The sequence below is a fragment of the Legionella steigerwaltii genome (assembly GCF_001468065.1).
Classification (GTDB): domain Bacteria; phylum Pseudomonadota; class Gammaproteobacteria; order Legionellales; family Legionellaceae; genus Legionella; species Legionella steigerwaltii.
The window spans coordinates 50,027-68,993 of the sequence record NZ_LNYZ01000010.1 but is presented as its reverse complement, the minus strand read 5'-3'; the positions used below and the strand labels follow the sequence as shown (position 1 = coordinate 68,993).

Below are 18,967 nucleotides of genomic sequence, written 5' to 3'. Positions count from 1 at the left end.
TGTAATATATTGATAAAACCTTTAAATCCCCAGTTTGTCTCGGAAAATACTAAGGATTTCCCCAGTTTATTCTTCTTTAGAAGAAGGATATTCTTTTGTTTGTACTGTGCCTAACAGCCATTGTTCATTGCTTTGATGTGGTTTTTCCACATTCTTAAAGCAAATTATCCATAATAAAATCAATAAGCTAAATTTAATAATTAAGGTTATTAGAATATCACGAGTTAGTGGCTTAATCATGTTCTTTAACCCTCTTTTCCTGGTGCAACATCCCATATTTTAAAGACTCTGCAATGACCGTGGCTTTTTGAACTATTTCCTCAGCAATCTCCATAGGTAAATGGTTTGCCGCTTCGTTTTGGAATAAATTAAGCCAACGGACAAAATGTGACTCTTCAATAGGGGCGAATTGTTTTAATAGGACGTGTTTTTGATAGGCATTACCGTGATACTCATTGGTTTTCAACATAACGCTATTCCAAAATTGGCACAGCAGAGGGATATGTTCGTTCCAGTCAACGTGTGCCACATCATTAAAAATGGGGCCAAGGATCTCATCTCTTTGTACTTTTTGGTAAAAATGAGTCACGAGTTTTTCGATGTGTGTTTTACTCAGCTCGGTCATACTACTATCCGCTGATATAAATAAAATAAATCATACTTAAGTTTCATTTTAAATACAACTTTAAATGAGTACCAAATTTGATTATTTCTTTTTATTAGATGCATTTAAAATGCACATTCCGGGCGACAAAAAATTGACAATTCTATTATTATTGAAGCATATTTAAGCTATACTTAAGTTTATGGACATTAGAAAATAGGAAATTATCATGAGCAGAAATATTATGAGTAAAATCATATGTGTTACGGTTTTTGCTCTCGGCCTATTTACTGCTGGGGCAAGTTTTGCACATGGTGGCTGGGGTGGCGGCGGTTGGCATGGCGGCGGTGGTTGGCATGGCGGCGGTGGTTGGCATGGCGGCGGTGGCTGGCATGGTGGCGGCTGGCATGGTGGCGGCTGGTATGGTGGCTGGGGTGGTGGTTGGTATGGACCCGGTGTTGTTATAGGCGTTCCTTACTATAATGATTATTATTATAACGATTACTGTCAAACTGTTCGCGTATGCAATAGATATGGACATTGTTGGTTACAAGAATCCTGTTATTAATTAAGTGAAATAGTGATTTTTTAACCCACAGCGTAAGGCGCGTGGGTTTTTTTTCAAAAAAAATGACCATGCTATACGATTTATTCATTCAGTCATGACCCTCGAGTGCATTCACGATGAACCTTACTAAAAAATCCTGGATCGATAAAAAAGTTTATAGTATCTATTGGTGAAAATTGATACTATTTTTGCTTGTTTTCGGTATCTTATTTGAGCAATTATGGATTACACCCTAGAATATTTGAAACATATGGATTGGGAGCGCATCGCTTTTGCTTTATTTTTGATCTTTTTTGGCTATATTTTTGCAAAAAAAATGAGTCATTTGATTGAAAAGATAATTGAAAGTCGATTCTCAAAACATCATGCCATGTTGTCAAGCCGCGTGGTTTATTATGGCTTGTTTTTGCTGTTTTCAATCTCAGCATTACATGAAATGGGATTTAAGCTAACTATATTATTGAGTACAGCGGGTTTGTTTACTGTCGCTTTGAGTTTTGCTTCACAAACTGCTGCTTCCAACCTCATTAGTGGTGTTTTTCTTTTATTTGAACGTCCTTTTCAAGTCGGTGATGTAATTTCCTTTAAAGACATTAAAGGAACGGTAGAAACGATTGACTGGTTATCAACCAAAATTAAAACCAGTGATAATCGTTTGATTCGCATACCTAATGAGGGTTTAATTAAATCAGAAATTACTAATTTAAGTACCTATCCCCAAAAACGTGATGAAATAGTACTTCGAATCGATGCCGTGCATGATGTAGCTACGATTAAATCATTGCTCTACAAAATTTGCGAGGAATGCAGTTATATTTTACCTAAGCCCAATACTCAAATTTTATTATCGCAGATGATTGATAGGGGAGGGGTTGAGCTTAAAATATTGTATTGGTCAAAAAGTGATTTAGCTATGGTACGAGACGAAGTGCTTTCTGCAGTTAAGACAACGTTTGAACGAGAGGCAATCACTTTTGTGAACGAGCGAGTGTTTATGCCGCCAATGCCTTCTTCATCCACACCACTACCTTTATAGGGTCTATTTACAATTCTACTATCTTGGCCAAAATGACGTGATTTTATGCGCTCCGATACTCACATACTTCATGTATGCTGCGTTTCGGTGCTCTAAAATCACGTCATTTTGACTCAATCTAGCGAATTGTAAACAGACCCTAGCATTCTACTATCTTGGCCAAAATGACGTGATTTTATGCGCTGCTCTACTCACATACTTCATGTATGCTGCGTTTCGGTGCTCTAAAATCACGTCATTTTGACTCAATCTAGCGAATTGTAAACAGACCCTAGCATTCTACTATCTTGGCCAAAATGACGTGATTTTATGCGCTGCTATACTCACATACTTCATATATGCTGCGTTTCGGCTCTAAAATCACGTCATTTTGGCTCAAACTAGCGAATTGTAAACAGACCTAGTTTGGTGAAACGAACAGAATCAAGATTGCTCCTGATTTGATTGCTTTTTGATCAGAGTTCATTTCATTTCACCCAGTTTACGAATCCGAAGCCACTTGCGAGTCTCGCATACTAGGTGTATGTTGAATATGAATGGATTGTAAATGGGAGTTGAAATGGAATCAACGATCGAAATTATTGGCTATCTTGCCTGTTGTTTGGTTTTAGCGACTTTTTATGTCAAAAGGATTTTGACATTACGTCTTATAGCAATATGCTCCAATGTAGCCTTTATTCTTTATGCTCTTGGGAGCACGCTTTACCCGATTTTTGTTCTGCATTCTTTATTATTACCTTTGAACTTATATCGGATTTTTGAAATCAAGAGAGGCACTTTGCGACTTAATCATTTATCAGTGGAACCTATTCGCTCTTCTGAAAACGAGGCAAATAGCTCAAATAAATGGTTAAGAAACTGTAAATAATGGTTGCAGGAATCAAAAGAAGGATCGGCAGTTTGCTATTATGAAAACTTGGATCATGATGATAATGATCGGTGGAGAAATATGCCCGATTTAAAATACTCAGATAGTAGCCGATTTATAATCCAGGCTCTATCGCTTGAGCAAAACAGTATAGGAATGAAAAAACAAGATGCTGTCAGAAGCACTCCACTGGATTTACTGTCAGGTGAGGAACTAATTGCGCAGGATACAGCTGCAATTGACTTATTTGATCTGGAAGAAATGATGGAGTTTTTATTGTTTAGTGGGGACGGTGGACAAAATGCAATAACAATCCGTCCTAAACCGAGCCTTTTATTGTATAACGAAAAAGATATTCAGGAGATTGTTCGGCTTTTGCAATTGGTTTTTGAGCAATTTAAGATTGCTTTAGCAAAACAGGGAGTGCCAGTGGATAATTTCACGGTAACCCGGAATGAAAATGAACTCACTGTTAGTAATGCTTTGATTAAAGAACTGATTAGTAAAAACCTATTTCCTAAAGCATATGCCCCAAGCCAGAAGTTCGAAAATCACCCCCCTCGTTTAACTCCTTTTGTTACAACACCAGCACCGCCGGTTCGTAGTAAACAGGAAGAAAAACAAGATGAAGAAGATGAAGCAGCGATGGAAGCGGAGTATACATCGGGAGTAGAGAGCGTCTTTAATCCATCTCCTTTTTCGTTTTCATTGACCAAGCTTTTTGGCGGACAATCCTAATACCTGAAGATTAATATCACCTCTAAATTCCCGGGTTCCGCTGCGCTGCACCCAGGCTACAAATATAGCCTTGAAACTTTCTTATTGTGTAGCCTGGGTGAAGGCAAAGCCGTAACCCGGGTTTTCAGTAGCCTGGATTAGCACAGATAATCCGGCTATTAAACACTAAGGCTACTATTGAAATAGTGTGTTATTTATTTTTCTTTTCATGATCAAGTAACCATTGCTTGCGTGCAATTCCTCCCCCATAACCCCCTAGATTTCCACTGGAATTAATAATTCGGTGACAAGGAACAATGATCGAAAGCGAGTTTGCACCATTGGCATTGGCCACTGCTCTATATGCAGTAGGTTTACCTAATGCTTGTGCTTGCTCTGCATAACTTCTGGTTTCCCCATAAGGAATAAGTGTCAAAGCATGCCAAGCCATTTTTTGAAAAGGGCTGCCTAGCATCTGTATTGGGGTATTAAATTTTTTTAAATTCCCCGAAAAATAAGCTTTGAGCTCTTCTTCAATAGAACGAAGTGGGGGCGCTTCGCCTGGAATAATAGCTGCTTTCATTTTATTTCTCAGCCGTTCTACCTCTCGTTCTAATCCTCTCCTATCTACGAACTCCAAAAGATATAAAGCCTCTTCATCAGCTACTGCAAACATTGGTCCTAAAGGTGAGTCGAACCAAGAAGCTTTTAAAACGATATGATGCTTGTCTAATTGTGAAGGGGCTGCACCCATAATTTTAGAAAAAGCGTCACGAAAACCACTACCGGATTCGTATCCGGCATTAACTTGTGCTTCAATCACTATTTTACCCTCACGAATTTGTTTCATGGCAATACCCATTCTTCTTGCGCGTGCATAAGCAACAAAGGTCATGCCAAAGCGTTTTTTAAATTGTCTACGTGCGGTTGATGTATCAACTCCTAATTCTGCAAAGTCTTTGTCTTTCCATCTCTTTTCAGGATTACCTTCTACTGCAGCAACTAATTTTTGAATTAAATGTGAAGCCTGATTAGGGTAGGACAATGGCTGGCAGCGCGCACATGGTCTATATGAAGCAAGAAGTGCTTCTTGAGCCGTTCGAAAGAATTCACAATTTTCAAATTTAGGTTTTTTGGCAGGACAAGTGGGTCGACAAAATATTCCAGTCGATTTAACACCTACATAAAATACACCTTCATATTTAGAGTTTTTAGCAAGTAATGCTTGATAATATTCTTTCTTTATTGAATCAGTTAACATGAATCGCTCAAAATTTGTTGTTCCATTAGTCACTATAGCTTTTTTTAAAAAAAGTGCGGCCGAAATTCAGGCATTGAATTAAAAGGAAATGACTATTTGTAGCCTGGGTGAAGCGCAGCGTAACCCGGGATTTTGAGTACGAATTCACTTCTTTATCCCGGGTTACACTGCGCTTCACCCAGGCTACAATTAATTATAACTACAAATGCATTAAGTGCCATCGAGACCACTAAAACAAGTCGGGCTTTTTATTTCCCCTTGAACGGGCAGGGTAATTTGGACCATACCACAGCGGTCTGTTCTATAAAAGGGAATATTCAATGATTTCATGCTTGTTAACGTTTTAGCATGCGGAAAATGAAAACGATTGTCAAAACCTAAAGAAGCGATAGCATAGCGCGGGGCAACTTCCAGCAAGAATCGATAGGAAGAGGATGTTTTACTGCCATGATGTGGAACAATTAAAACATCAGATGCGAGCTCATCTCCATAAGATTTTATTAAATAATCTTCAGCTATTTTCTCAATATCACCTGTTAGGAGCACATTCCCGGCCTCTGTACTTATTTGTAAAATACATGAATTGTTATTTTTATTTTTAAAGTGAGTTGTGATTGGTAAGAAACGAAAATTCACGCCATCCCATACCCACTGTGGGTAATCATGACACCGCATGCCATGATTATGATAATAATGAGGCTCATTTACTACCAGTTGTTCTATTTGGATACCCTTCTCCAGTGAATTGAGTCCACCTCGGTGATCTTTATCTGGATGGCTAATGACTACAGCATCAATTTTTTGGATTCCTAAGCTTTTAAGATAGGGCAAAATCACCATTTTTCCCAGATCGTTTCCTTGGAAAAATCGATCTCCGGTATCATAGATCAAAACATGACCTTGGGTTCTTACTACAACTGCTAGACCTTGGCCAACATCCAAAATATCAATCACTGCTTCTCCAGGTGCTCGTACCGTATGAGGCGGGAAAAAGGTGAGTAATGCCCACAGCAGAGCTATCCATTGAAAGGGTTTAATTGGCAATAAAACCCACATCAATAAAGCACCCATTAGGCTGATAACTAATTCAATATTGTGAATGGACCCATTGATATTCATGCTTGCTAAATGCTCAATCAAATTTAATCCCTTAAATAAGAGGGCAATCAGTAAAGACAAAAGTTTCATGAATAGGCCAGCAATGCTCCAAGAACAAAGTGCCATCGTGATTAATGCTAAGGGGACAATCAGTAGACCCACTAAAGGGATAGCAAATAAGTTCGCAATAAATCCATTGATTGAACCATAAGCATACCAATAGAGAGTTAAAGGCATGAGCCCAATCAAGCAACTTAATTGTAAGGCTAAATTTCCCTTATATCCTTCTAATCTCCAGCGTTGTTGGGTTAAAAGCAAACAAGCAACAGCGAGAAAGGAAAAATAAAATCCTTGCATGAACACTGCATGTGGTTCAATACATAAAACCCCAAGCAAAGCATAACGCCATACCTGCCATGCGGAAAATCGTTGTTTTCCTAAGCGGTAGATTGTGTAAAAGAAACATCCGATTAATGCTCTCTGTACCGGGGGGGCAAATCCTGCTAAAAAGGCATAAAATACAGCAGCTAAAAGCGCAACAACACTGGCTACGTAGGGTGCCGGAATGAACAAACAACAACGTGCACTTTGACACCATAACCTGCGAGCTAGCCAATAAATCATTCCCGATATCAATGCAATATGTTCTCCAGAAATTCCAAATAAATGGGTTGTGCCAGTGCGCCTAAATAAATCCCAACTTTCCTGGCTAATATGGTTTGTTAAATTTAAAGTTAAGGCTTCAACAATCCCCGCTGTGGTTTGGTCTGGCGCTAATTGAGTGAGTTGATTGCTCAAGTGTTCACGTAATCCAAGCCAACTAAAATCAGAAGATGATTCGGTGAGTAGTGTATTGTCTTTAGAGAGAATATACCCGGTCCAAAAGATATGACGTGCAGCAAGTGAACGCACATAATCCATGCTTCCAGGATTAAGATAATTTCGTGGCCTTTTCAATTTGACAGTGAATCGCCATCGTTGTCCAGAATGTAATTTAGGGGCATTGTTATACCAGGATAATTGGATTAAACCGCGTGCGGGAAGGTGATCGTACTGCTCAAGAGCCAATAAAAATTGTGTTTTGGTAAAATTTTGGGTAGGAATGGATGCAATAATTCCTTCTATTGTGACCTTAGGTATTACATCAAACGCTACTGCAGAGGACAACTGCGTCTTCGGTACGGCGCTCGAGTCCTCATGTACTGACGTGTACACTCCGGTTCTGTGCTCTGTCCCTCCTGGCATTTGTCTCTCTGCAGCACGTTTCGAAAGAGGTCTAATGTTCGTTATTCCTTTGGGTAAAACTAAAGTTTGATGCAGCCATGCGAATAAGACCCCTAAAATGAAAAACAAAATTATTGGATACCTTGGGTTGAGGTAAAAAATCAGTAGGCTGATTACAGGTAAAGAATAATTTGAGGTATATAGATAGAGAATGCCTATAAAAAAGCAAAAAATTTCCATTTCATTTTTAAGTTGGACTTTCCGTTGAAAGGGATAGTAGAGAATTGAGATTTCTTTGTAAAGTAAATTTTGCAGCGCCAAACTCTACTTACTCGGTGTCTATTGGATGATTATGTTGGATTCCAACAAATAGTTTGTGCTGTTCCTCCTGTATCTACCGCAGTTTTTGTATTGGCTTGATCCACAGTCATACTGGCGCAAGTCGTATCCTCAGTTTGGCTGCCTATTGGAGTTGCTGTCAGCGTGTACGACGTTGGCCCCAAATTAGTTAGGGTAATATTGTAGAACCCTTGCGCCGATGTTTGAGGAAATGCAGGTAATGAACCACAGGCTGCACTATAGGAAAAATTTTGGGAATAACACCGTTCCAATGTGATCTGATCTTGTGCTAAGGTGGCTATCGCATCAGAGCGACGCGATTTCAGCAAAAAACTCACGTAATAAGGATAAGCTATTGTAGCCAGGATGGCCATAATAAGTACTGCCATCATTAGTTCAATTAAGGTGAAGCCTTTTCTTCGTGTTTGATTCATTTTTGCATCCTTATTGCAGTTGCCACCATCCTGTTTTTCTTTGAGTACTATTAGGATTTAATATGGTCGATTGACTGCCATTAGCCTGGGTAATGAGCAGAACGATGTAATCACTTTGATTCGATACAACAGTTGGTGCATTTGCAAAGTTATTGGACAATTGAACGCCTACAACGCCCGAGTACAAGTACTGATTATTGGCAGATCCATTAGCACTCACACCAGTAATTTGAGGGTTAGGAAATGACCCACCTGTCTTGAAGTTGAGTTCAAGTAACATGGAAGAAAAGCTGGGGCCGCACGATTGCGGTGGTGTGTTTAACGTGCTGATAAAGGCACCATTGAATACAGTAGGATTTGTAACAATACGTTGCCCTGAGGTAATCATATCAGTAAACCAACCAAATTGATTATTCCAGTTGACTGGAGTTGATGATGCAGTCACTACAGGTACGGATAAACCCGAGGTTGCAGTAGAAACCAAATTCAGAGTTTGTTGTTGAAGATTAGTCCGCGTATAAGTAACACTTGATTGCGGTTTATCCAAGACACCATAAATTGTTTGTGTCTGGGTATTGAGCAGGTCGGCGGTCTGCAGTAATTGTCCAGTACCAAACATGACAAACAATCCGGGTATGCGTGGATAATTGGGGTTAAGAGTTACTACAGGTGCTGTAGTAATGGGTTGGGCTGTGTTTGAAGAATCCCTTGCTTGAAATAATAAGCGCACAGTCCAATTGGCTGGGTTTGGATCACTTACATTTACAGACCACATATTCCCTTGTAAATCTCCTGCATAGACATTAGTTATGGGAACCCCTTGAAAGCCATTTGAGTTTGCCACCGCGACTGAGGATAATCCTTGAGGTGTTGTGCTACTGCATGCGCTTGGCACAGCACTGCATAGATTAATTTTGCTAATCAGTGCGCCTGTTTGTGGATTGATTGCATACAGTATCGACGTATTATTAGGATTGTTGTAACCATTGCCAAAAAAGACCGCAAAAGTAGCCGGCGTTGCATTACTCGCGCCAATTTGAGCGATTTGAGGTTGGCTGTAACCAAGACCCATATCACTATCAGTAAACTCCCAAAGTACCTTTTGAGCCAGGTTTGTTTCATTAATAAAGTTGACGGGATTGGTAATATCCAATCCAAAAATACTGTTGCCACCTCCATTTTCACTGCTAACCAGCACAGTATGCCAGCTGCTGTCAGAAAATTGCACATCTGCTGATTGAGGTGAGCCATCTGCATAAAAACGATGACTTAAGTTGTAAAGCGGACTAGTAAGATAGACAAGATTATTAAATACCCCGTTGGGAATAAAGGCAAATACCTCTTGACCATTCGTGGCATTAAACGCATGCAACATGCCATCGTTCGCGCCCACATAAACCATGGGTTGACGATTCGCTTGTGCTTGGGCAAAAGAAAGATAGCTTGGGGTGGTATAAGGTGCTGATGGGGAGCCCACATACAGGACCTGACTATCTATGATATCACCAAGAATATGAGAACGATTTCGGAAGCTCCCACCATTATGGAGCTCTAGGGCTGTATTACCTCGTAAATACTGTAACCTTTGTTGGCCTAATGAATCTGAAGGTTGAAGTGACGCTTGTTGGGTAGTGCTTATATTGGCCCATTCAAAAGGAACACCGGCACTGGTTGTAGGGTTCCAGGTTGCAATAAATCGGTTGGATGACCATCCTGAACCAGCGACCAGACTATCTAATAGCGGTTGTGCATTCCAGTTAGTCACTCCTGTTGGAATCCCTGTTGTAGGATCAAGGGGCAGGGCAACTAGACTTCCCGTCCAATCGAGATAAGGGGTATCATTGGATACAAAACTAGCCTTATATTCCACACTGTTTGTGCTCAGTTGTGTAGAACTTACTGATGCAGCAGTGGTTGTATAAGATCCATTTTGGATAGAAATCATAATGGAGTTCAGATCATTAACCAGATCGGTTGAACTGGTAGCAGGGTAATAATTAGTGGTACCTCCAGCTACAGCCATTGCCGTGAGTGTTGATGCTGCCTGAGGGTTTAATGAAGGATTTACCCCAGCACCTAGTCCTATAACATAGGTTGGAATTCCGTTCTGTTTGAGTGTAGTAATCGTATTTATTGCATCGGTTAAGGCTTGGCAATTGGTACTTTTAAGCGAACCATCTGCATTAAAGGTTGCGGTAATACCATAACCTGCAGCAGCGGCACTGCCTAAGGGAGGCCATAGTTTGCCACTAAGATCTTGAGTTGGCAGACCATCAGAAATCAAGATAACGTATTTTTTCTGGGGACAACCATTGCCACTGGTGGTACCTAATGTTGTGAGATAAGAGTTGGCTTTTGTGAGTAAACCTGCAATAGGTGACTGAACTGCCGAAGATTTAATTTCCTTGGTTGACGTCGAATTTGTCTCAGGTTGTAAGTAGGGTGTAAATACAGCAATGGCATTATTGATACTTGTTGTAGTCGGGGTTGTTCCGGCACTGGTCATAGGAACTAGAATGTTTCCTGTGGTGGCGGATTGGCTGCCGTTATATCCAAAACCGCGCTGAGAATAAAGTACTTGTGGGGAGAAGGGCACAAAACCTGCGTTGGTTGGACTTGTCGCAAAACTACCAACATTTGGTAATGATTTGGAGTAAGAAATTAATACATTACCGTTATTGTAACTGCTAATAGAAAAATTAGGTGGATAGGGGGTCGCAGGTGACGGTCCACTGTAAGTAAGAAACACCCCTGGGAATCCACCTCCTGCATAAAGTACGTCATTAATAGAAGGATAGTCACTTGATGAGCCAATTTGCATGTATAAACTAGAAGACACTACAGACGTACCATAAAAAGTTGCGATTGAGCTGCAATTACTTTGAATGGTTGAAGAGGCACTAGTGTAGTTGTAACAAGGGTTAGTTACATAGGTGTTACCTGCAACTGGTGTACTGGTGAATGAAAAATTACTGCTTTGAGGGGACATGTAATAAACCCAGGTGTTAAATACTCCGACACTGCTGACACTGTATGTTTCCAAAGCAAAATCAGTAGATTGCATGTAGGTATTGATAATTGCTTGAACACCTGCTTTTGCCACATTTAAACGACTATCGCTATTATCCACCAGAGTGCCGCTTTGGTTGACGGTAAAAGGGGCCTGTCCGCTACTATTTGCTGCCTGTATTGGAGGAGTAAATCCTGCAGGTACGGTATAATTTACTGGGGAACTGGAGTTACTCAGTGAGGATAAACCTCCTGAAAGAGAGCCAGAACCGACCATAATCGCACCGCTTAAGTCACCGTCCATTGACTCTGAATTTCCAATCGCAATTAATATTTGGGGATGAATAGGGCTAGCTAAGATCAATGGAACTTGGGGAATATTCAAAGTAGGCTGGCTCGCCGCAATAGCAAAGGATGACAGCAAGATTAATAATAAACTCTTGAGTCCTTTACCATAATATTTGCGTCGTGCATTGTTCATAATCAATTTTACCTATGGTTGTATTTGTACTGTACTTTGTAGTATTACCGATGTATTGCCATTGGCACCTAAAGAGCGTGCTGTAACCCGATATACATAAGTGGGCGTTTTCATATTTTGCCCAGGCTGAATAACCGAGGGTAGTTGCTCTATGATATAGCTTGCTTGGCTATTGGAGTAGCCTTGAAAACTGGGAATTACTGACGTAGAGCTGGACCAATTAACTGTTGTCCATAATGGCGGATTACCCGGAGTTAATAGATACAACCCAGTACTGTTTTTTAAAAAATCGTTTGCGTTGTAAGTTCCATTCAGTAAATTATTAATTGCTTCGTTTAGTGCTCCTTCAGTTTTTTCCAAACTTATTTCACTGTCTGTAGCATTAGCTGCAATCCGTGTTTGTGTGGTGTTTAGTGACACATCTGTAAGTGCCAAAACGGTAAGCATAATAAGTAAAACCATAGTGAGTAAAAGGATATAACCTTTTTCATTTACAATGACATTCTTCCGAGAAAGCTCTTGTAATGAGCTCTGTTTATCCATAGGATGTTTGTCATCACTGGATGAGCGAATAGATTTTGTATTGTGCGAAATAAGTTTCATGATCCCGCATTCCTTAAAGCAATATTGACTTCATATACATGACGAAGTCGATTATCATTTGGCACCGTAACTACGGTGTCTAATACATTATATTGAGTGGTATTCTGAGTGCCGGAAGCCGCTTGCCCCTCAATTAAAAAACCCAGACGAATTGCATAAACTTGAGCCCAGTTTGGAACAGCGTCGGCAGTGACATACTGAGAGATTGAGCCATTGCCACCTATGCCATATTCGACTTTCATGACTTCAACTCCAGGAACAAGCGGTTGAATGGACCAACCTGCCGAAGTTAGGGTGGCCCGCATTAATGCACTTTGTCCGCCTTGTCCTTGTCCTACAAAAAATGCTGTTTGCTGTAACGGGATGAATTGAGATCCGGCCTGATAATTAACGATAAAAGTAGAGGTAGAATTGTCATACTCTCCTGATCCCGCGTCATGGGAAATAGTTGTTCCTGCGACTCCTGTAAGGGCAAACACAGAGGACTTAACACAATCAGAGACTGCAGCAAATTGCCCTATCGCAAGACTAAGACCAGTTGTACTTTGCACCGTAAAGGAATTGCTGCTTGAATCAATCGCTGTTATTGAAACAGGAAAGCTTGCGGGGGCTGCGCCAAGAACAACCAAAACATCGCTGGTATTTTCTACGCTTCCTGCCAAAGAGGGATCCAGGGACGGCGTCCAATCACCAGCATTTCCGTCATTGGTAGAATTATCCTGAGTAATTGAAATTGTTGCCCCATTGCGGTTGTAACCGGCAATTAAGGCTGGGTTGGCATTCAATGTCCCGATAGGACTTGATCCGCCGCCATTTAAATTAGACATTGCGGTACTGATTGAACCACATCCTACAAATCCGGTTGAGCGAATAATAGGGACTACTAAGTTAGCAATAGCATTTTCTGTACTTTGAATAAGTGCCTGTGAATTTGTTGTTCTATAGATTTGGGTTTGAGTTACATATACTTCCATCACAGCATAACTGAGTAGGAGGCCTATTGCTGTGGCAATCATTAATTCGACTAACGAAAAACCTTGTTGATGTTTTGTATATGTGTTCATAATTGACTTTGTACACTCAGTTGAACGTAGTTAGGGTTAGTTGGCGCTGGAGTACTGCTTGCACCAACCTGATTTTGTGCCAGACTATCGTCCCATTGCACAGTTACCGTAATAATTGTATTTCCTCCTGTACCCGGCGCAGGAGCAGAAGTAATGGAACCACTTCCACTGGGCAGTCTGTTCACATCAAAGCTTAGCCAATACCATGTATCATATGAAGCCAATTGAGCGCTCGAACAAGATGATTGGTTGCACATAACCCCAGGAGGTGCTGGAAGAATAGGCGAACCACTGCTGTTGATATTACTGATATTGTAATTACCATTAATCGCAGCTTGAGTATTGGCACGAATTTTATCAAATATATCATAAATACATTGTACCGCCTGTTGTTTGGCGTAACTTGAATTATTCGCTTTGCTAGACAGGATTAACATACTTGCTATCCCTAACATACCCACAGCCAGGATCACAAAAGCAATTAGGACTTCAATCAGCGACATTCCTCTTTGTTGCGCACGGTATCTTCCTGAATAATTCATAAATAATCTCCATTAAGGACATGCAAGTGCGCTGTTGTCCCAAACCGCTTGTCCGGGTGTTGAACCAGATTGGACAAATCCAGTTGCTAACACTTCCACGGAGCGAGCAAATGTTCCACCTCGACTATCGCAGAATTTGAAATTACTTGGTGCGGAGGTTAATCCATGAGGATCAAAACTCACACTTACAACATTTCCTGAAAGGGTAGGATCTGAGGGGGAAAATTGTTGACTTTGCAATAAGGTGCTTGTACCTGCCGTAGGCTGGGTTACCACTATCCATCCTGCTGCCCAATTTACCCCACAAGTGGTAGATTGTGCTGCTCCGAATGGGCAGACCATGACATTCATTGATTCATTAAGTGCATTGTTGCGTGCATAATTCAGTGCATTGACAAGCATATCTGTGTATGCTGTTAGGCGACTGTTCATGAGCATATTGCTTAAGGCTGGAAGCGCTATAACTAAAGCTACGCAGAGTACCAGTAAAGTCACTAAAAGTTCAATTAAAGTAAAAGCTGCTTTTTTAACTAACATGACTATCAGTCCCTTGTAACTAGAGCAAGTCCATTATCTATTAGTTTAGGTGAAAGCTAAATTTTTTACCAAGAATTACCGTGTTTTAACTAGTGAAAAGTGAAATTTGTAGTTTTTTCTCCTAATCCCATTCAATAAATGTCTCAATATCTGCATCCCTTTCAGTCTTTTGTTGTGGATGTCTTTTTTTGTTTTGAGCAAAAATAGAATGTCTACTGCATTGCATTGGATATTTAAAGGTTTTTAATGCATCTTCTAAGCTGACAAACTCATAGCCCTTTTGTTTGTACAAATGGATAATATCAGGCAAAACATAAGCATTAAGCAAATTCGCATGAATCAGTAATATTTGTGCTTGCTCGGTATTGTGATGAAATTGACTGTGCTCTTCGGCTCGAAGCGTTTGTTGCCAAATAAAATCAAGATAAAAGGGTTTTAATTCTTCAAGGTAAGCGCGTCTATTTAGCTCGGGTACGGATAACAAGCGTTGATTAAAGACGAAGTCCTTGGAATCTATGGTAATGGGAGCAACATGGTAATTTTTTTTCGCAAGATAACACAGTATGTCTTCTTTCTTTTGTCCTGTGCTCATCGCTAAATAGGGGTAGCGAAAATATTTAGGCTCAGTCATAACAGGATGCAAAATATGGTCCGCTCTTTTAATTTCCTGAATGTATTCTTGGGTGTTCATTTTATTTAAATTAGCATGAGAGAGGGTATGGTTACCTAATCCAAAGCCTGCATCGCGAAATTTGCGGAGTATTTCCCAGTTATCTTTGCGAACCTCTCTGGCTATAATAAATCCGGTAGCGGGAACTTGTTCCTTAGTCATAGTATTGATCATCATGTTCAAATGAAAATTTCGATATTCACCAACAAAAGGTAGATCATCAATGGTAATGGAGACCGTTTTTTTGGAGACAACAGGTAATTTTTTCGAAAGCTCTTTTTGGGGGTTGTGATCTTTCAGAGATTGATTTCTTGAATTGATAATGTTGTCGTTTTTGTTAACAGTATCCTCGGAAAAACTAGGTTCAAATGCAAAACTGATATTTTGACTCATCACTAAAAACATTAAGATGAGTGAAATTTTTTTAATAATAAATTTAATTTTCATTAGAGTAAGGCACAAACAAATTCGAGAAAAAAGGCATTGTAACAAAAAATTAACCTAAATGGCTTATCTGAAGTACAGCGGTAACTAAAATATTTAAAAGATAAGGTGATGAATTAAGAATAATTCAGTCACCTTATCTTGAGTATCAAGTTAAAAACATACTTTAAAGGGTAAAGTGAGTTGGTTTAACTAGTAACACCCTTTTTATGTTCCTGCTTATGTTCCAGCTCTTCATCTTCTTCTTCCTCATCCTCTTTGGCTTTATTCCAGATAGAGAAGTTTAGAGCAGAGGAGAGACTGCCTATGTAACCTTTAGGAGCTTTTTCAGGTCCTTTAGTTTCTTTTTTAAAGTCTTCAACGACCACTTTTAATGCATCAACACGACAAGCGTGGATCATGTCAATGAGTAAATTAAAAGTAGCTTTTAAATCAAAGTCAGCAATTGCTTTAAGCAAATGCTCGCTACGAATTGCTTTTTTACCATTTATTTTTGGGGTAACTGTCATAAATTGTATAAATTGGGTAGCGGATGTAATCAAAGCTTCAACGTCTTGTGGTTTGACTTCATCTACTGCAAGGATCTTACTTAATCCTTTGAAAATAACAGAATTTTCCTTTTTCTTAAGATATGAAGCGTCACATTCATCCTGGATTTGTTTACGGATGAGGTGCATTGTTCCTGCGAGAATAGCAACTTTTTCGGCTTCAGTGATTTCTGATACTTTGAGTGTTTCTCTTATAGTATTCAGAACATGGAGTTGGGCAATGCGCTCTTTTGACTTTAACTTTTCAATCTTGTGAGTATTTTTATCAGCAAGCTCATCCTTGATTAATTTATCAATATCCGCATTAAGTTTAGCCCAACCACCAAATCGACCAGTTGCAGAGGCAGGGGATTTTTTGGCTGGCTTGTACTCAGCGAGCACAGGAGCACCTTGTCCATCAGTGGCAAAGGAAGCAACAATTGCTTTTTGAGCATCCTGTTCCAGTTTATAAGAGGTTTGAATTAACTCGTTTAAGTTATCTGTAGGAACAGCAGTCAGCATATGGTTTTTTGCAAAGCCATTACGAGAATCATGTTCTATAAAAACCTGATTCATAAATCCATTTAACGCAGTATGGAATTTAGATACTTGATATAAGTCAGGCCTGTCTTCTTCTTTGGCATCAGGACCAATTCCAATTAATTCTTTTAAGCGGTCGCTTACGAATCCGGGTGCTTCCCATGATTTTCTATGATTTTCGATATCTTGTATTATCGTGTACATTGCACCGTAAAAAACGGTTGATAGATAGACTAGATTAGGAGATTTTTCTTTTGCTTGTTCTTCTAGTCTAACAAGTATTGAGGTGAGAAATTGAAGTTCAAATTTTCTATTGGCATTAGTAAGGTCTTCGATTTTTCCCTTACTTTCACGTGTTAATAAGATCTCAACGGTATCGTCAAAATACTTTCTTATTGCACTTAGGTCCTTTAATACAAACGTCATGTTAGTCTCCAAATGTCCAGTGGATAATTATGTAAGTTCTTCTTACAAGGTCTCAGTGTAAACTAAACTAAACCGCTCGTCATGTATTTTCATTATACAATTTATTCTTTATATGAAAATCCATGAAAATTCATTAAGTTAATTGCTTTATTTGTCCTCAACGTTGAGCTATTTTTTATCAAAAAACATAAAAAAATTGTATTAATTTAAATAACGGGTAATATTTCTGTCATTTTTATTGAGTGCTTAATTAATGTAGCCTTGATAAAACTGTACAAACCTAGGTTTGTATCTATTTAATACATATTGCTTGTCTGGGATAGAAAGTTTTTTAACGAGGTCTGTTTTGAATATCGAAAATGATAAACAGTTGCAACAACAATTTTATAATAATGCAGTATTTGCATTAATCTTTCTGCTTGTCTGTCGAATAATTTCGATGTGTTTTATTCCCTTGAATGATGTTTCCGAGTCGCGTTACGCGGAGATTGCTCGCAAGATGTTGGAAACAGGAAATTGGGTCACTCCATTACATGATTATGGGGTACCTTTTTGGGCGAAACCGCCTTTGTCTACCTGGCTTTCTGCTTTTTCAATGCAACTTTTTGGGGTGAATGAATTTGCTGTTCGCTTACCTGGGTTACTCTTATCTTTGGCAACGCTATGGCTTGTTTGGGATATAGCTAAAAGACATAGTGGATCTTTTATCGCAATGATCACCACTTTAGTTCTTGCTGGAACATTAGATTTTTTCCTTGATGCAGGAACTGTGATGACCGATCCTTCTTTAGTCTTTTGCATTACTTTAATCCTGGTCGCATTTTGGCGCGCAGTGGTTGATAGCAGTGCGCTTTGGTCTTATGTTTTTTTTATAGGCTTGGGGTTAGGATTGCTGGCGAAAGGTCCAGTTGCTGTAGTCTTGTCAGGATTGCCTATCTTTTTTTGGGTTTTATTACGCAATGAATGGCGTAATTTGTGGCAAAGATTACCTTGGATAAAGGGTATCTTATTGATGTTTGCTATTGCACTTCCCTGGTATATTTGGGCGGAGATACGTACACCTGGGTTTTTAAATTATTTTATTGTGGGTGAGAATTTCAACCGATTTTTAAAACCAGGATGGAGCGGTGATAAATATGGTTATGCACATAAGCAACCTTGGGGTATGATTTGGATTTATGCGGCAAGTGGTATTTTCCCCTGGTGTCTTTTAGGTGCCGCTTGGTTTATTAAGTACCGACATAATGTGCGTAAGGTATTTATAGATAAAGATGGATGGCTAAGTTATTTCTTTCTTTGTACTGTAGTTCCTTTATTCTTTTTTACGTTTTCTAGTAATATCATTTACACCTACGTTTTTCCTAGTATTCCTGCTTTTTCATTGTTCTTTGTAGAGTATTGGGATCGAGTTGGTGTTGTAGCAAAAGCCCAGCAGCTTTTTATTAGACTTTCTGTTGTTATCGGGGTAATTTTCTTGGTGGCAACCCTTGCATTTAATGCAATACCGCAAGCCGTTTCCAAAACACAAAAATTTGTAGTTGCTGCCTGGTTAAAACAAAATCCAGTTGCAGGAAGCTATCTTATTTATTGGGATTACAAAGCAGACTTCTCAGCACAATTTTACTCTGGTGGCAGAGCGAAATTTGCTTTGAGTAATAAAAGACTTTGCAGCTTATTGAGTAATGATCGAGAAAATTATTTGGCAATCGAGCCACTCGAGACCCAAGAGATTTCTCCTGATTTATTTTCCAAGATGATTTTAGTTCAACGTGTTTATGCAGGAGATAAGGCCTTATTATTGATGCGTATTCCGGTTTCGACAAAAGAAGCTTGTGCGAACGCGGAGCATGGATAAGTACTTAAAACGAAATCCTCTCTCCCACGTGTCGGAGAGGGGTAGGGGTGGGGGTTCATTAGCCACAATCAATACCTCATCCGCCCTACGAGCACCTTCTCCCCTCGGGGAGAAGGGAAA

Annotated in this window: 17 protein-coding genes; 5 read left to right on the top strand and 12 right to left on the bottom strand. The window is 39.6% G+C overall.

Annotated elements, in window-relative coordinates; all coding sequences use genetic code 11:
* Nucleotides 1-66 precede the first annotated feature (66 nt).
* Together cydP and Lstg_RS06940 are read right to left on the bottom strand one after the other, a co-directional pair.
* On the bottom strand, nt 67-240 hold the full coding sequence (gene cydP, locus Lstg_RS17865; RefSeq protein WP_165481741.1) for a cytochrome oxidase putative small subunit CydP: 174 nt from the start codon (nt 238-240) through the stop codon (nt 67-69).
* Nucleotides 233-625 carry a group III truncated hemoglobin gene (locus Lstg_RS06940; RefSeq protein WP_058476939.1) on the bottom strand — a complete coding sequence of 131 codons (393 nt, stop codon included), beginning with the start codon at nt 623-625 and terminating at the stop codon, nt 233-235. Before Lstg_RS06940 ends, cydP begins: the two co-directional genes overlap by 8 nt.
* A 208-nt stretch (nt 626-833) precedes the next feature.
* On the opposite strand from Lstg_RS06940, the gene Lstg_RS06935 reads away from it, so the two are divergent.
* From Lstg_RS06935 to Lstg_RS06920, 4 genes are all read left to right on the top strand, one after another.
* Entirely contained in the window at nt 834-1,172 is a 339-nt protein-coding gene (locus Lstg_RS06935; protein ID WP_058476938.1) for a hypothetical protein, read from the top strand.
* A 220-nt stretch (nt 1,173-1,392) separates the two neighbouring features.
* Nucleotides 1,393-2,208 carry a mechanosensitive ion channel family protein gene (locus tag Lstg_RS06930; RefSeq protein WP_058476937.1) on the top strand — a complete coding sequence of 272 codons (816 nt, stop codon included), beginning with the start codon at nt 1,393-1,395 and terminating at the stop codon, nt 2,206-2,208.
* Nucleotides 2,209-2,767: 559 nt separating this feature from the next.
* Nucleotides 2,768-3,076: a hypothetical protein gene (locus Lstg_RS06925; RefSeq protein WP_238585392.1), complete on the top strand. Its 309-nt coding sequence runs from the start codon at nt 2,768-2,770 to the stop codon at nt 3,074-3,076.
* Nucleotides 3,077-3,232: 156 nt separating this feature from the next.
* Nucleotides 3,233-3,814 carry a hypothetical protein gene (locus Lstg_RS06920; RefSeq protein WP_238585391.1) on the top strand — a complete coding sequence of 194 codons (582 nt, stop codon included), beginning with the start codon at nt 3,233-3,235 and terminating at the stop codon, nt 3,812-3,814.
* 190 nt (nt 3,815-4,004) lie between these two features.
* On the opposite strand, the gene Lstg_RS06915 is transcribed toward Lstg_RS06920, so the two are convergent.
* The 10 genes from Lstg_RS06915 to Lstg_RS06870 all read right to left on the bottom strand — a co-directional run bounded on the left by Lstg_RS06915 (nt 4,005) and on the right by Lstg_RS06870 (nt 16,992).
* A complete protein-coding gene (locus Lstg_RS06915) occupies nt 4,005-5,054 on the bottom strand; it encodes a bifunctional transcriptional activator/DNA repair enzyme AdaA (RefSeq protein WP_058476935.1) in 1,050 nt (349 codons plus the stop codon).
* Nucleotides 5,055-5,264: 210 nt separating this feature from the next.
* Nucleotides 5,265-7,616, bottom strand: coding sequence for a DNA internalization-related competence protein ComEC/Rec2 (locus Lstg_RS06910; protein ID WP_058477049.1), 2,352 nt, complete (start codon nt 7,614-7,616; stop codon nt 5,265-5,267).
* A gap of 110 nt (nt 7,617-7,726) precedes the next feature.
* Complete coding sequence (locus Lstg_RS06905) at nt 7,727-8,149, bottom strand: type IV pilin protein (protein ID WP_058476934.1); 423 nt, start codon at nt 8,147-8,149, stop codon at nt 7,727-7,729.
* A 10-nt stretch (nt 8,150-8,159) separates the two neighbouring features.
* A complete protein-coding gene (locus tag Lstg_RS06900) occupies nt 8,160-11,639 on the bottom strand; it encodes a pilus assembly protein (RefSeq protein WP_058476933.1) in 3,480 nt (1,159 codons plus the stop codon).
* 12 nt (nt 11,640-11,651) lie between these two features.
* Nucleotides 11,652-12,182, bottom strand: a complete 531-nt coding sequence (locus Lstg_RS06895; RefSeq protein WP_238585395.1) for a pilus assembly PilX family protein — start codon at nt 12,180-12,182, stop codon at nt 11,652-11,654.
* A gap of 56 nt (nt 12,183-12,238) precedes the next feature.
* Nucleotides 12,239-13,306 (bottom strand): PilW family protein, encoded by a 1,068-nt coding sequence (locus tag Lstg_RS06890; RefSeq protein WP_058476931.1) that lies wholly within the window; start codon nt 13,304-13,306, stop codon nt 12,239-12,241.
* Nucleotides 13,303-13,848, bottom strand: coding sequence for a type IV pilus modification protein PilV (pilV, locus tag Lstg_RS06885; RefSeq protein WP_058476930.1), 546 nt, complete (start codon nt 13,846-13,848; stop codon nt 13,303-13,305). The genes Lstg_RS06890 and pilV overlap by 4 nt, the downstream gene beginning before the upstream one ends.
* 12 nt (nt 13,849-13,860) lie before the next feature.
* Nucleotides 13,861-14,385: a GspH/FimT family protein gene (locus Lstg_RS06880; RefSeq protein WP_058476929.1), complete on the bottom strand. Its 525-nt coding sequence runs from the start codon at nt 14,383-14,385 to the stop codon at nt 13,861-13,863.
* Between the two features lie 121 nt (nt 14,386-14,506).
* The gene (locus Lstg_RS06875; RefSeq protein WP_058476928.1) at nt 14,507-15,502 is read right to left on the bottom strand and encodes a polysaccharide deacetylase family protein; all 996 of its coding nucleotides are present in this window, start codon (nt 15,500-15,502) and stop codon (nt 14,507-14,509) included.
* Nucleotides 15,503-15,687: 185 nt separating this feature from the next.
* Nucleotides 15,688-16,992, bottom strand: coding sequence for a hypothetical protein (locus tag Lstg_RS06870; protein ID WP_058476927.1), 1,305 nt, complete (start codon nt 16,990-16,992; stop codon nt 15,688-15,690).
* Between the two features lie 346 nt (nt 16,993-17,338).
* Between Lstg_RS06870 and Lstg_RS06865 the strand changes: the two genes are divergently transcribed.
* Nucleotides 17,339-18,847: an ArnT family glycosyltransferase gene (locus tag Lstg_RS06865; RefSeq protein WP_058476926.1), complete on the top strand. Its 1,509-nt coding sequence runs from the start codon at nt 17,339-17,341 to the stop codon at nt 18,845-18,847.
* Nucleotides 18,848-18,967 lie beyond the last annotated feature (120 nt).

Excerpts from the sequence above, each read along its gene's own strand:
- Lstg_RS06875 (WP_058476928.1), bottom strand. The coding sequence starts at position 15,502 with ATGAAAATTAAATTTATTATTAAAAAAATTTCACTCATCTTAATGTTT.
- Lstg_RS06905 (WP_058476934.1), bottom strand. The coding sequence starts at position 8,149 with ATGAATCAAACACGAAGAAAAGGCTTCACCTTAATTGAACTAATGATG.
- Lstg_RS06925 (WP_238585392.1), top strand. The coding sequence starts at position 2,768 with ATGGAATCAACGATCGAAATTATTGGCTATCTTGCCTGTTGTTTGGTT.
- Lstg_RS06870 (WP_058476927.1), bottom strand. The coding sequence starts at position 16,992 with ATGACGTTTGTATTAAAGGACCTAAGTGCAATAAGAAAGTATTTTGAC.
- Lstg_RS06910 (WP_058477049.1), bottom strand. The coding sequence starts at position 7,616 with ATGGAAATTTTTTGCTTTTTTATAGGCATTCTCTATCTATATACCTCA.
- Lstg_RS06895 (WP_238585395.1), bottom strand. The coding sequence starts at position 12,182 with ATGGATAAACAGAGCTCATTACAAGAGCTTTCTCGGAAGAATGTCATT.
- Lstg_RS06915 (WP_058476935.1), bottom strand. The coding sequence starts at position 5,054 with ATGTTAACTGATTCAATAAAGAAAGAATATTATCAAGCATTACTTGCT.
- cydP (WP_165481741.1), bottom strand. The coding sequence starts at position 240 with ATGATTAAGCCACTAACTCGTGATATTCTAATAACCTTAATTATTAAA.
- pilV (WP_058476930.1), bottom strand. The coding sequence starts at position 13,848 with ATGAATTATTCAGGAAGATACCGTGCGCAACAAAGAGGAATGTCGCTG.
- Lstg_RS06940 (WP_058476939.1), bottom strand. The coding sequence starts at position 625 with ATGACCGAGCTGAGTAAAACACACATCGAAAAACTCGTGACTCATTTT.
- Lstg_RS06880 (WP_058476929.1), bottom strand. The coding sequence starts at position 14,385 with ATGTTAGTTAAAAAAGCAGCTTTTACTTTAATTGAACTTTTAGTGACT.
- Lstg_RS06890 (WP_058476931.1), bottom strand. The coding sequence starts at position 13,306 with ATGAACACATATACAAAACATCAACAAGGTTTTTCGTTAGTCGAATTA.
- Lstg_RS06930 (WP_058476937.1), top strand. The coding sequence starts at position 1,393 with ATGGATTACACCCTAGAATATTTGAAACATATGGATTGGGAGCGCATC.
- Lstg_RS06920 (WP_238585391.1), top strand. The coding sequence starts at position 3,233 with ATGAAAAAACAAGATGCTGTCAGAAGCACTCCACTGGATTTACTGTCA.
- Lstg_RS06935 (WP_058476938.1), top strand. The coding sequence starts at position 834 with ATGAGCAGAAATATTATGAGTAAAATCATATGTGTTACGGTTTTTGCT.
- Lstg_RS06900 (WP_058476933.1), bottom strand. The coding sequence starts at position 11,639 with ATGAACAATGCACGACGCAAATATTATGGTAAAGGACTCAAGAGTTTA.